The 11832-nt window shown below is 69.0% G+C and carries 13 protein-coding genes; 3 read left to right on the forward strand and 10 right to left on the reverse strand.

The features are described 5' to 3' along the window. Positions 1–49: 49 nt before the first annotated feature. From AMK34_RS07335 to AMK34_RS07370, 8 genes are all read right to left on the reverse strand, one after another. Positions 50–2455: a bifunctional acetate--CoA ligase family protein/GNAT family N-acetyltransferase gene (locus AMK34_RS07335; RefSeq protein WP_073843831.1), complete on the reverse strand. Its 2406-nt coding sequence runs from the start codon at positions 2453–2455 to the stop codon at positions 50–52. Further along, entirely contained in the window at positions 2452–3027 is a 576-nt protein-coding gene (locus AMK34_RS07340; protein ID WP_073844648.1) for a CBS domain-containing protein, read from the reverse strand. Before AMK34_RS07340 ends, AMK34_RS07335 begins: the two co-directional genes overlap by 4 nt. A gap of 26 nt (positions 3028–3053) precedes the next feature. Beyond that, entirely contained in the window at positions 3054–3431 is a 378-nt protein-coding gene (locus tag AMK34_RS07345; protein WP_016334954.1) for a hypothetical protein, read from the reverse strand. Next, positions 3428–4009 (reverse strand): Rv1733c family protein, encoded by a 582-nt coding sequence (locus tag AMK34_RS07350; RefSeq protein WP_073843833.1) that lies wholly within the window; start codon positions 4007–4009, stop codon positions 3428–3430. The genes AMK34_RS07345 and AMK34_RS07350 overlap by 4 nt, the downstream gene beginning before the upstream one ends. Before the next feature lie 25 nt (positions 4010–4034). Continuing rightward, on the reverse strand, positions 4035–4541 hold the full coding sequence (locus tag AMK34_RS07355) for a universal stress protein (protein WP_016334956.1): 507 nt from the start codon (positions 4539–4541) through the stop codon (positions 4035–4037). Next, complete coding sequence (locus tag AMK34_RS07360) at positions 4538–5332, reverse strand: hypothetical protein (RefSeq protein ID WP_073843835.1); 795 nt, start codon at positions 5330–5332, stop codon at positions 4538–4540. Before AMK34_RS07360 ends, AMK34_RS07355 begins: the two co-directional genes overlap by 4 nt. Then, a complete protein-coding gene (locus AMK34_RS07365; protein ID WP_073843837.1) occupies positions 5329–6297 on the reverse strand; it encodes an Acg family FMN-binding oxidoreductase in 969 nt (322 codons plus the stop codon). The genes AMK34_RS07360 and AMK34_RS07365 overlap by 4 nt, the downstream gene beginning before the upstream one ends. A gap of 449 nt (positions 6298–6746) precedes the next feature. Then, positions 6747–7331, reverse strand: coding sequence for an Rv1733c family protein (locus tag AMK34_RS07370; protein ID WP_073844650.1), 585 nt, complete (start codon positions 7329–7331; stop codon positions 6747–6749). A 145-nt stretch (positions 7332–7476) separates the two neighbouring features. Here AMK34_RS07370 and AMK34_RS07375 point away from each other — a divergent pair, with 145 nt between their 5' ends. The 3 genes from AMK34_RS07375 to AMK34_RS07385 all read left to right on the forward strand — a co-directional run bounded on the left by AMK34_RS07375 (position 7477) and on the right by AMK34_RS07385 (position 10188). Beyond that, on the forward strand, positions 7477–7890 hold the full coding sequence (locus AMK34_RS07375; RefSeq protein WP_241832705.1) for a CBS domain-containing protein: 414 nt from the start codon (positions 7477–7479) through the stop codon (positions 7888–7890). After that, the gene (locus AMK34_RS07380; RefSeq protein ID WP_073843841.1) at positions 7887–8363 is read left to right on the forward strand and encodes a universal stress protein; all 477 of its coding nucleotides are present in this window, start codon (positions 7887–7889) and stop codon (positions 8361–8363) included. The genes AMK34_RS07375 and AMK34_RS07380 overlap by 4 nt, the downstream gene beginning before the upstream one ends. 307 nt (positions 8364–8670) lie before the next feature. Further along, on the forward strand, positions 8671–10188 hold the full coding sequence (locus AMK34_RS07385; RefSeq protein ID WP_073843843.1) for an SdrD B-like domain-containing protein: 1518 nt from the start codon (positions 8671–8673) through the stop codon (positions 10186–10188). A 68-nt stretch (positions 10189–10256) separates the two neighbouring features. Here the strand turns inward: AMK34_RS07385 and AMK34_RS07390 are convergent, their stop codons facing one another. Further along, complete coding sequence (locus tag AMK34_RS07390; RefSeq protein ID WP_073843845.1) at positions 10257–11327, reverse strand: acetate/propionate family kinase; 1071 nt, start codon at positions 11325–11327, stop codon at positions 10257–10259. A gap of 74 nt (positions 11328–11401) precedes the next feature. Then, on the reverse strand, positions 11402–11809 hold the full coding sequence (locus AMK34_RS07395) for an Hsp20/alpha crystallin family protein (protein ID WP_073843847.1): 408 nt from the start codon (positions 11807–11809) through the stop codon (positions 11402–11404). Positions 11810–11832: the final 23 nt, after the last annotated feature.

The raw sequence follows: 11832 nt of genomic DNA on the forward strand, positions 1-11832 counted from the left end.
GGACATCGAAGTCCCGGCACCGTTTCCCGGCGCCGGGACTTCGTTCTTCTCACAGCCGGCGAAGGTGGTGATCGGCCCATGGTCGCGGCCGGACGAGCACCCGGACAGCGCCCGCGGTGGCCCCTTCCGCCGACACGAAGACCGGGTCGAGGTCGACGTCGACGACCTGCGGCACCAGCTCCATGATCCGGTCGGTTCGCAGGAGCAGCTCGGCGAGCGCGGATCGGTCGAGAGCGCTGTTCTCGCCGAACAGCGCCTTGCTCGCGCGCAGGCTGTCGATGAGCGCTTCGGCGTCGTTGGTGCCGAGCGGCCCCAGGCCGGTCGATCTGTCGTCGAGCAAGGCTCCGTCGATACCGCCGAGCCCCAGGACGACGACCGGACCGAAAACGTCGTCGGATTGGCCGCGTACCAGCAGCTCGCGATCACCGAATCGCCGCAGGGTCACCCGAACCCCGAAACAGCCGAGCAGATCCTCACCGTCCTTTCGGGACAACCAGCCACCGTTCGGATGCGCGGAGAGGTATTCGCCCACCAACCGGGTCGCCGTCGCGAGATCGATCCCGGTGAGCCGGGGCAGGCCGCCCCTCCCCGCCTCGAGCCAGCGGGTCCGTTCGGACAGCTTCGCCATGACGGCCGCGGACTCCTCGACATCGGCGTAGCAAGGAATCCCGCTGTGGGCGGCGACGGACTCCAGTTGGCCGAGCCGCACGGCGAGGACGGTCTTGCTCTCCGGTCGTGCGACCAGCCCGGCCAGCGGATCTCCGACACCGGTCGGCACGCCGGCGGCGATCACCGCGTCCACACCTTCGTCAGCCAAGACCTCGGTGACGCACGAAGCGAAGATGTCGGCCGTGACCGCGGCGCTCGTGTCCAGCGGGTTGCCCACGCTCGCGTGCTCGGGCAACAGCCGCCGGAGCGTGTCGTGCGTCTTCCGGCTCAGCTCGGGCAGGACCAGACCGTTGCGAACGCAGGCCTCCGCCCCCAGAACCGCCGCACCCCCGGCGTTGCTCACGACGACCACCCGCGGACCCGATGGCAGCGGCTGCCACGAGAGCGCGGCGAGCAGGCCGAGGACTTCGGTCACCGTGTCGACGACGAGGACACCGGCCTGGCCGAACAACGCCAGTTTGGTCGCGGCCGGGACCGCTCGCGCGGCCGTGTGCGCGGCCGCGGCCCGCTGCGCCGCCGGGGCGGATGCCCCGCGAATGGCCACAACCGGTTTCTCCCTCGCGAGAGCGCGGGCAAGCCTGCTGAACTTTCGAGGGTTGCCGAAGGACTCCAGGTACAGCACCGCGATGTCGGTTTCCCCGTCGCCGCGCCACCACCGCAGGAGATCATTGCCGCTCACGTCGTACTTGTCACCGGCGGACACCAAAGTGGACAGTCCGAGCCCCAGCCCGGCGAGTGCGTCCATCAGCGCGATCCCGAAACCGCCGGACTGCGTCACCACCCCGATCCGGCCCGCTCGGGCGGCACGGCGCGCGAAGGTCGTGTCGAGACGGGTCGCCGGAGCACTGTTGACCACGCCGAAGCAGTTGGGCCCGACCAGCCGGATCCCGTACCGGGCGACGAGTTCGCGGACGCGGTGTTCCAGCGGCGTCCCGGTCAGCCCCGCCGTGACGAGCACGATCGAGCGCACACCCGCCCGTCCGGAGTCTTCGACGACGTCGGGAACGGATTCCGCGGGTACACAGATCACCGCCAGTTCGACTGTGGCGTCCAAAGAGGACACCGAGGGAGCACAGGGAACGCCGAGGATCTCCTTGGTGTTCGGGTTCACGGCGTACACGTCGCCGGTATAGCCGGCGTCGAGAAGGTTCCGCAGGATCGCCCTGCCCACCGAGTCGTCACGCCTGCCGGCCCCCACGACGGCTACCGAGGCCGGGGCCAGCACCGTGCGGAGACTCGCCACGTCGGCGAGCCGTTCCCGCTCCTCGACGCGCTCGAGGTATCGGTCGGGCTCGCCGAGCTCGATCTCGACGTCGAGCTCCGGCCCTCCCCTTCCGATGACGTACGGAAGGCCGAGGTCGGCGAACACCTTGATCATCCGGGTGTTCTCCGCGAGCACCAGTGCGACGAAGCGGTGGATTCCCTGGGCCAAGGCCAAGGACACGAGGTGTTCGAGCAACAGGGTGCCGACCCCGTGTGCCTGGACCTCGCGGTCGACGACCAGGGCGACTTCGGCCGCGTCGTCGGCGTCGTCCGCGCTTGCCGGGCGGTAATGGGCGATCCCGATGAGGTCCTCCCCTCGGAACGCCCCGATCCCCGGGCCTTCGATCGCCAACCGGCTCAGCAGATCCAGCCTCCCCGGATGGGCGGTGAAGAAGCGCAGATAGCGGTCGTGCTCGTCCAATCGCTGATGCAGGTTCAGCACCGCATCGAAGTCCTCCGCACGCAAGCGGCGGACGGTGACCATGTCGCCGTCCGCCAGCAAAGCGCTCGTCCCGGCCGTCATGTCGCCGCCGGATTCCGGGTGACCAGTACGACGGCGACCACGCCCGGCACCGTCCGGGCGAGCGCGTCGAGCACCCGCCGTTCGGCTTCGTCGCGGAACTCACCGGCGATGTTCACGTAACCGCCGTCGACCTCGACAGTCCACTTCGGACGATGTCCGGCGTAGTCGCTGATCAGGCCGTGCACCTGTGCGGCGATCGCGTCGTCGGGCCGGACGAGCGGGCGGAGCAGATCACGCCTGCTCACCACACCGACCAGGACACCCTCTTCGACGACCGGCAGGCAGCGCAGCCGGTCGGCCAGCATCCGTCTGCCGATCTCCGTGACGTCGGTGGACGGCGAGATCACCTCCACCGGCGTGGACATCAACGCGCCGACCGTGATCCCCTCACCGCCCGCCCGGATTCCCCGCAGCGCGTCGAATTCGGTGAATGTCCCCAGCACCCGGCCTTCATGGTCCACGACCGGAAGGCCGGCGAATCCCTTCTCTGTCAGTACTGCCACCGCCTCGCGAAGGGATGTCGCGGGTGTGGTCGCCACCGCAGGGCTGGTCATGATCTCCGAAGCACGCATCGGAGCCTCCTTGTGATCGTTCTCGGTCAAGCACGTGAGCGCAGGAATCCCCTGCACGCTTCGAAGAGGTCTTCCGGCGGGCAAGCCGTGACGCGGTCTTCGAAACCCGGTGGGACGACCGGACCACCCGTGTCCCGTGCCGTGGTCATCACGACCGGCACCCGCTTCCGCAGCGCGCACACCACACCGAATTCCCGTGCGGTCAGACCGGGCTCGGCACCGCGGACGTCGACGGCGAGATCCGGCCGGTCCGCTTCGTCCAGCGGACAGGTCCCGCCGGGTGCGAGCGCTCGGCACACCCCGGACCGGACATGGCACGGGCTGACCCGGCACCCCAGGTCCCGCAACGCGGCCGCGATCTCCCGGGACTCGTCGAAGGTGGCTTCTGTCAACAGGATTCTCATCTTTTCTCCTTCCAGGCCAGCTGTTCCCATTCGCGCGCCCACTCGGCGGCACGGCCGCGCCCAAGCGCCGCCCGGCACGCCAGGAAGACCATCGCGACCAGGGTGAGCCAGCCCAGCCACAGCCCCGTGCCGACGCCGATGCCCTGGCTCAGGGCGTCGGCGTCGGTGACCGGCGCCTCGACGGGATACCCGCGCGCGTCGAGCCAGATCCGCACCTCGTTCCCGGTCACCATCCCGGCATCGACGGTCACCACGCCTTCACGAATCAGCCCGCCGGGCCCCGTCCAACGGGCGGCGACCTCGACCTTCTCGTCGAGCGGCACACCGTCGAGGCGCACGTGGACGGGCGGGGCGTCGGCGATCAGCACGGCGGTCGTCTCCTGACGGTTCGCCGCTTGTTCCGCCGCGCGCTCCCTTCCTTCGGCGTAGGCCGCGGATCCGGCGGCCGCGGCGAACGGGATCGCCAGTAGAGCCAGCAGGACGGCGCCGACTAGCAGCGCGGCTTCGAGCCGGTCGGACCAGCGGATGAGCGGGTTTCGCCGCGTGATCACGGTGACGAACTCGGGCCGCGCTTTCATGGCTGTCTCCTGTTTCCGGCTTTGCTCAGAGAATCGGACCGGGCTCGTAGGCAACGGAATTCAGCAGCCGGCCGAGCCTGCCTTCCGGTGCCGCGGCGGGCGGCGGGATCACCACCACCGGGCAGGTCGCGTGCCGTAGTGCCGTCTTGCACACCGAGCCGACCAGCAGTTCACGGATCTTGCCCGTGCCATGGCTGCCCAGCACGAGGAGCGCGGCACCTTTCGACCGCTCGACCAGCGTTTCGCCGGGATCCCCCTGGGGGACGTCGTAGGTGATGTCGAGCCCTTCATGGGCATCGAGGACTTTGGCGGTAGCGGCTTCCAGTGCCTTCAAGTGGACGTCTCTCGCCTCCGCCACGGTCCGGTCGGCCGACGCGTCGTCCAGCATCTCGTCGTGGACCCACACGGTGACCACCTGCAAGGCGGCGCCCTGCCTGACCGCTTGGTCGGCCGCCCAGCGCACTGCCGCGGCAGAACCCGCCGAACCGTCCATACCGACGACGATCCGGTTCTCCGTCGCACTGTCCGTCATGACGTTCTTCCCTTCTGTGCCGGTGTTTTCCGAGGTTCTTCGACCACGACGACCATCTGCGGGAATCCGGGGACACCGTCGATGGCGGCGAGCGCTCCGCGGATGGCGGGAGCGTCGAAAGGCTCAGTGAAAGCGGTACCCTCCAGGCCGTACTCGGTGGCCGCGAGCAACAATCGCTGCGCGACCGCGCCAGACCGGACGAGCTGTTCACGGCTTTCGGTCACGGTGGTGACGAGGAAGGCCGTCCAGGAGGCTTCCGGAGTCACCTTCCTGGCGACCTGCCTGCCCACCTTGGGCAGATCACGGACATCAGACGGCGTGAGCATCCGGACCCGGATGCCGCCGCCCTCGGTCGCCTCGGCGACGTCTCGTCCCCACGCCGACACCGAGGACGGAGCCGGCTTGGTCCGCCGCCCGGACAGCGCGGCGAAACGGGCGAAATCGGCCGCCACGGGGCGGGTCCGACGCCGCGCCGTGAGCCTGGCGACCCGATCCATGGCGAGGACGTCGCAACTCAGGTCGGTGAGCGGCGCCCAGCCCAGCATCCTGATCGCACATTCGAGATTCGCCAGTACCGCCCCGCAGACGATCAGCCGCGTACGCCCACCCCGGTCCCGCACCCAGTGGTTGTTCGCGAGCCGTTCGTACAAGTCGAGCGAGTCCTCGTGGACCGACAGCGTCCAGACGTCGTCGATCCATCGCTTCGGGACCTGTCGTGCGGCCGCCACGATGATCCGCTTCTCCTCCGTCGACCAGGCATGCACCCGGACTCCGGTGGCCGAAGTCGTCATGGCCGTTCCTCCTCGATCCTGTCGCGGGCGACCGCTTCGATCGGGCGGCGCGGTGTCTTCACACCCGGAGAGCCGTAACCGAGCCTGAAGACGGTCTGGGGATGGCCGGAGCCACCCAGCAGATCACGCAGTTCGGCGCGTACGGCGGTGATCTCGATCGGCTGGGAGTAGAACGAAGCACTCAGTCCGGCGTCCGTGGCGGTGAGCAGGACCCTCTGCATCGCGCACCCCGCGCGGACCTGGGACATCGGCGCGTCGTTCGGCATGGTCAACACCGCGACCACCGGGTCCTGCTCGAAGACGCGGGGAGCACCGTCCTCCTTGACGTACCGCCCAGGCAGCAGCCCGCCCGCTGAGCGAGGGCCGCCCGCGTAGACGGGAACACCGTCGTCCTCGGCGCCTCGCCGGGTCCATGCCCGGAGTTCTCGCTGGAAGGCCGCGTCCAGGGCCTGGACGTGATCGGCGCGGCGGATGAGTCCCGCGGTCGCCTCCAGCAGACCGGCCTCGTCGAGCAGGACCAGACGTGCGCCCTCCTCGCGGGCCGCCTCCCGCACGGCGGTCCGTACGCGGAGTGGCACCGGCTCGTCCGTGAAGGGGCGGCGATTGCTGTATCGCCGGGGAATCGCGGCGGCGAGACGTCGTTCGCTCGCGGTGGGACGGTGGTGGGGACCAAGCGTGACCCGTGCCAGCAGGGCGGGCCTGTCGCGTTCGGGCGTCAGCTCGACTTCGCTGATCCGGCCCGCGGCGGCGATGGCGAGCCGCAGGTTCAGCAACGCCGCGCCACAGGACAGCCGCGCCTCACGCGCCTCCGGATCGCAGGCGCCGAGGATCCGGCTTTCGTCGAGCACGACGTCGATCGTGTCCGGCGCCAGCTCGAAGATCCACGGCTGGGAGTTGTGCGGTGACGGCGCGCGCACCGCGGCACGCAGCGCCTCCGCGACGACCGGCGAACGAGTGAGGAACATCCTGCTGCACCTGCCTTTCGACGATCCCAGCGTCTCGCGTCGCGAACGAGGACGGCAGTGGCCGTGGGCCCGGTGTGCCGGGACCTTCGGCACCGCTAGTCGTGAGTGGCGGTTCGGGTCGCTGTGCCGTGAAGGACCCTTCACGGCGTCCAGCGGATTGATTCCGTGAAGCGGGCGGGATGTCGGATACGAGGGTGTGAGCGAGAGACTCGGTGCCGTCCCACGGAACACGCGTGTCGTCCGTTCCGTCACGCGTGTCGTCCGTTCCAGCACGAGAGACCGCCACGCATGAGCCCTGCCGGCCTCACACCAGCTTCACGGAATCAATCATCTAGCGCAGTGAAGGGGTCCTTCACGTACTTCAAGAGACACTGCCAACGCCACCCGGCCACGCCTGCTCTCTGCGCCTCCGTCTGACGCGATCCTGAATCCGGCGCACTCCGGCACCGCTAGTGCGACGCGAACTCGCGCCATTCCTCCTGCCATCGCGCCCATCGAGCCCTGTCGAGCAGCATCCGACCACAGCCGTAACCGGCCAGCACGATCACGATGAAGGCGAGCCAAAGGCCGACTCCCGTCCCGACACCGAGGAGGCGGGCGTCGAGACCGGTGAGAGGCGCGGCGACCGGGTTCCCCGACTCGTCGAGCCAGACCGGGACCTTCGCGCCGGCTCGGCTCCCCCGCGTCGCCTGGACCTCGCCGGCTCGGCTGTCCCCGTCACGAGTGACCCACGTCGCTTTGGCAGGCGAGGTGTCGTCGACGACACCCGACCGGCCTCCGATGGCGATGGGCGCGCCGTCTTCGAGAAGGGTCGCTTCCGCGCGGTACCTGGTGGCCTGCTCGGTCGCCGCCTGCTCGGCGCGGGCCGCGAACACCCCGGAAGCGACCGCTGCGGCGACCGGCAGGGCGAGGACCACGAGGGCGACCGCGAGAAGCACCGTGAACGCTTCGATGCGATCTTCGCGGCGGGCGAGCGGGTTCCGCCCGGGATGGACCGTGTGCCTAGCTCGCGACCAGCGAGACGACGTGTTCATGACCTGGACCTCCACTGCGGCTCGCCGGGAACGTGTCGTCGCCAGCGTCACCCGGCGACGCCGCACGGCAAGAGAGGCGACGGTCCCGGCCGACCGGGACCTCCAGCCGTATTCCAGGCCTGTTCGCCGGATCGACACTGGCTTCATGCGAGTACGTGATGTCATGACCACCCCGGTCATCGCGGTGACACCCGCGGCCACCATCGGCGAGGCGATCGCCGTACTGACCGGCCGGGGAATCACCTCGTTGCCGGTCGTCGGCGACACCGGCGAATTGCTCGGCCTACTGGTCGAGGAAGACCTGCTCCGGGCGCGCTACCTCGCCGGCAGCGACCCGGACAGCGGGGTCATGCTCAGCGGTCACACCAAAGTGAGCGCGCTGATGCGGCGACCGGTGGCCGGCGCCCATCCCGACGGCGACCTGACCGACCTGACGGCGAAGATGCTGGAGCGCCGGCTCCGATCCGTCCCTGTCCTCGAACACGGTCGCGTCATCGGAGTCATCACCTGGCAGGACCTTCTCCGTGCCGGACCTTCCGCGCAAAGGAAACGACCATGAACAGCAGTCCCGACAACACCCGCCACCTTCTCGTGGGCGCCGACGGCTCGGCCGTGAGCGAACATGCGATCCGATGGGCCATCACCGAAGCGGCCGCGGCCGGCGACGAGGTCGAGGTCCTCATGGTTCTGCCACGGGAGGAAATGCTCCCCGGTACGTCCTTTGCGCTCCAACCGCACGGCAGGGTTCCGGTGAGGCAGAACTATTCGCTCGACGAGGCGGTCGCCCGGATCCACGCCGAGCTTCAAGTGGACGTCGAGGTGAAAACCTCGCTGCGGCAAGGTAACCCGACGTCGGAACTGCTTGCGGCGGCGCGTGAGGCGGACCTGCTCGTCCTGGGCACCGGCACGAAGAGCGCTGTCGGCAGGCTCGTCTTCGGCAGCGTCGCCATGGCCTGCGTCAGGCACGCGACGTGCCCTGTCGTCCTGGTGTCGACGCAGACGGTTCACCGTTTCAGCCCGACGGCTTCGTGATTCGCCATACGCCCTGACCATCCCCGAGCACGGCGCAGAAGAATCGAGGTGTCCGAACATGTCACGAAGACCCAGGTCTTCCGCGGCACTTTTCTCGTCCATCGCACTCTGTCTCACCGCATCGGCGGGACCCGCCTTCGCGGGCGAAACCACCCCCTCCCCGACGTCGGCCGCACCGGCGACTTCCGTGAAGATCACGCCGTCACCATCGCAGTCCGCACCGGTTCCGCCGAAGGCCACATCGACCGCGTCCCGGCCGAGCGCGACGAAACCCACCCCGCCGAGCTCCCGGACCACATCGACGACGGTGACCTCACGGCCCGCTGCTCCGGACCTGCCGAATCTGAAGCTGACGGTGTGGTTCGACCAGCCTTCCTACCTCTCCACCCAGCGGATCGTCGTGCACGCCAGGGTCACCAACACGGGTACGGCGCCCGCGAGCCGCGTGATCGTGAGGTCCACCGGTAACCTGTCCACGACCTGGTGGACCCCGTTGACCCCGCCCGGGGTGCCGATCGAACCGGGGCAGACCGTGGTCGGAAACGCCGACGGTTATGTGACCACCACGTCCGGCCCGGTGACCCTCACCGTCACAGCGGCTCTGCTCGGCGACGAAGTGGACGCCGATCCCGCCGACAACAGCGCCACCGCTTCCGTCCCGGTCACCCACCTCAGCGGCAGCTACCGCGGAACGGTCTACGGCGACCGCGATGGAAACGGGACGATGGACCCCGGTGAGGCGCTGCCCGGGATCAAAGTGCTCACCTCGGGCGGTACCCCGAACGTCAGCCGCGCGACGACCACCGACAGCCAGGGCCGTTTCGCCTTCCAGGACTTGCCTGCGGGCGGCTACTGGACGATTCTCGAGAGCGCCGAGTGGTATTTCGTGGGGCCGAACGTCGAGGTGGACGGCGTCGCCGATCCCGACGTCGTGATCCGAGGTACGGCTTCGGCAGCCAAATGGCTGTCCGTGTCGATGGCGTTCACGCGGAAGACGTACCGGAAGAACGACGTCGCGCAGCTAAGGGTGACGCTTTCCAACAATGGCGTGGCGGTGCTCAAGAACACGACCGCGAACTGCTGGGCCACCGGGTCGGGCAACCTCGAGACCGGGGATCTGTCCCCGGACGGGCCGGGCGTGACCGTCCCGGCCGGCGCGAAGCGGATCCGCACCATGACGGTGCGGATCACGGACGAGGCCGCCGCGGTGGGCCATCTGCGCGTCACGTGTGCCATCGGGGCGCCGCCCTTCGTCAATGGGCCACCGTCCGTGAGTGCGACGGCGAGGATCCCCGGCGGCATGGCCCCGCGGGTCGACGGCTATCTGGGACGCTTCCTGTGGAAGCCGCAGCTCGGCCTTCCCTACAGCGATCCGCTTCCCGGAGTGAAGGTCTATCTCCGGAACCAGGTGACCGGCGCAGTCGTCGCTCGAGCCGTGACCGGCGACAACGGCGGCTTCACCTTCCGGAACGTGCCCGCCGATCTGTACGACTTCGGGATCGTAGGGCCATGGACGATGGTGTACTCCGACCCGGAGTTCGTCATCCGTGACGGGGAGAACGGCCCCGGCGGCAATCCCTATCGCCACCTCTACTTCGTCGTTCCCGGCCCATACCGGCCCGACCCGGATCCCGCGCCGCCGCCGGGCGGTCGGCAGGTTCACCTACCGGGCCCGCCGTCGACGGTGCCTCGCCCCGCGGCCCCGCACCCGTCCGGCTTGGCCACCACCGGCGTGGGGGTCATCTGGCTCGCGCTGGGTGGCATGATCACGATGACGACCGGTGCGGCGCTTGTGCTCGGAACGCACCGCCGGCGCTTCCGGTAGTCGGCGATCGTGTCGGAAAAGCCACTTTCGGGACGTCAGAGACGTCGCGAAAGTGGCTTTCGCGACAGCTAGACGCGTTCCAACGACAGAACCGTTTCGGCGTCCCGCGCCAGTTCGACGTCCTCCCCCGTTCCCATGGCGAAGACGGTCACCGGCGCATCGTTCGGACTGATCACCCGGTCGCCGTCCCCGAGACACCGCGCCGGATCCACCAAGATCCCGAAGACGCCCAGCCCGTCTGCCAGTCGCGCGAGCAGCTCCGGTTGATGCTCGGTGACACCACCGGTGAACACCACGGCGTCGAGCCGGTCGAGGCTTGCCGCCATCGCGCCGATCTCGCGGCGGATCCGGTGCAGGTAGACGGCGACGGCCGTCGCCGAGTCAGTGTCCCCGGCCGCTTCCCGCGTCAGTACGGAACGAAGGTCGCCGTCGGTGCCGCTCATCCCGGCGAGACCGGAGCGGTGGTACAGCGCGTCTTCCATCTCCTCGACCGACATCGGCGCTGTTCGCATGACGTGCAGCACGAGTCCCGGATCCAGCGAACCGGACCTCGTAGCCATCGCCGGCCCTTCCAACGGGGTGAAACCCATACTCGTGTCCAGGCTCCGGTCACCGCGGATCGCGGTCACCGAGACACCGGCGCCGAGGTGGCAGCACAGGAACCGCGGCTCCTCGGTGTCGAGCAGTTCTGGCACACGACGCGCCGCGTGGCGGCACGAAAGTCCATGAAAACCGTAGCGCCGCAAGCGTCCTTGTCTCGTCCATTCCCTGGGCAGCGGGTATCTCGAGGCCTCTTCGGGGAGACGTGAGTGGAAGGACGTGTCGAAGGACGCGGTCACCGGCAACCCGGGGCGCGACCGGAAGACCTCCCGGGCGAGGCGGACCGCCTGCGGCTGGTGAAGCGGCGCGAACGGGTTGAGGTTCTCGAGCGCGTCCACGACGTCCGGCGCGAGCCGGACCGGACCGGTCCGGGACCCGCCGTGCACGAACCTGATGCCCACGGCGTCCACTGTGGACCACCTGTCGAGAGCCCGTTCCGCGTCGTCGAGGTCCGTCGCCGCCCACCCGACCGGCGTGCCGTCGACGACCAAGGACGATTTCAAGCTCGAAGAGCCGGGATTCAACGTCAGTACACGCATGAAGACTCCCTTCGGGCACGAATTCGCCGGGCGGGCGCGCCCTGGGGGTCGCGCGCCCGCCCGGCCGGGGATGGTCAGCCCTTGCCGACCTGGATCTTGACCTGCTTCTCGTGCGGTTTGTCCTCGACCGGCATGGAGATTTCCAGGATTCCGTCCTTGTAGCCCGCGGTGATCTTCGCCGTCTGCGCACCGGAGGGCAGGGAGACGGTCCGGCTGAACTTGCCGTAGTAGAACTCACTGCGACCGTGCTCCGAGGTCTTGGCCTCGCGCTCGGCGGTGATCGTCAGCAGCCCCTCGTGCGCGGTGACCGAGATGTTCTTTTCCGGGTCGAATCCGGGAAGCTCGGCCCGGACGAGGTACTTGCCGTCCTCGACGGACTCCTCGATGCGCACCGGGTTGTGCTCGGCGAACGGCCACGGGTTCTCCAGCCAAGCCGCGATACTCGGCAGGGTCATCCGGGAACCGGGTACCAGAGTTGTCATATCCGTACTTCCTTCCTTTGCCG

Source organism: Amycolatopsis sp. CB00013, assembly GCF_001905755.1.
GTDB lineage: Bacteria > Actinomycetota > Actinomycetes > Mycobacteriales > Pseudonocardiaceae > Amycolatopsis > Amycolatopsis japonica.

Excerpts from the sequence above, each read along its gene's own strand:
- AMK34_RS07365 (WP_073843837.1), bottom strand. The coding sequence starts at position 6,297 with ATGTTCCTCACTCGTTCGCCGGTCGTCGCGGAGGCGCTGCGTGCCGCG.
- AMK34_RS07395 (WP_073843847.1), bottom strand. The coding sequence starts at position 11,809 with ATGACAACTCTGGTACCCGGTTCCCGGATGACCCTGCCGAGTATCGCG.
- AMK34_RS07335 (WP_073843831.1), bottom strand. The coding sequence starts at position 2,455 with ATGACGGCCGGGACGAGCGCTTTGCTGGCGGACGGCGACATGGTCACC.
- AMK34_RS07345 (WP_016334954.1), bottom strand. The coding sequence starts at position 3,431 with ATGAGAATCCTGTTGACAGAAGCCACCTTCGACGAGTCCCGGGAGATC.
- AMK34_RS07350 (WP_073843833.1), bottom strand. The coding sequence starts at position 4,009 with ATGAAAGCGCGGCCCGAGTTCGTCACCGTGATCACGCGGCGAAACCCG.
- AMK34_RS07360 (WP_073843835.1), bottom strand. The coding sequence starts at position 5,332 with ATGACGACTTCGGCCACCGGAGTCCGGGTGCATGCCTGGTCGACGGAG.
- AMK34_RS07370 (WP_073844650.1), bottom strand. The coding sequence starts at position 7,331 with ATGAACACGTCGTCTCGCTGGTCGCGAGCTAGGCACACGGTCCATCCC.
- AMK34_RS07355 (WP_016334956.1), bottom strand. The coding sequence starts at position 4,541 with ATGACGGACAGTGCGACGGAGAACCGGATCGTCGTCGGTATGGACGGT.
- AMK34_RS07380 (WP_073843841.1), top strand. The coding sequence starts at position 7,887 with ATGAACAGCAGTCCCGACAACACCCGCCACCTTCTCGTGGGCGCCGAC.
- AMK34_RS07390 (WP_073843845.1), bottom strand. The coding sequence starts at position 11,327 with ATGCGTGTACTGACGTTGAATCCCGGCTCTTCGAGCTTGAAATCGTCC.
- AMK34_RS07375 (WP_241832705.1), top strand. The coding sequence starts at position 7,477 with ATGCGAGTACGTGATGTCATGACCACCCCGGTCATCGCGGTGACACCC.
- AMK34_RS07340 (WP_073844648.1), bottom strand. The coding sequence starts at position 3,027 with ATGCGTGCTTCGGAGATCATGACCAGCCCTGCGGTGGCGACCACACCC.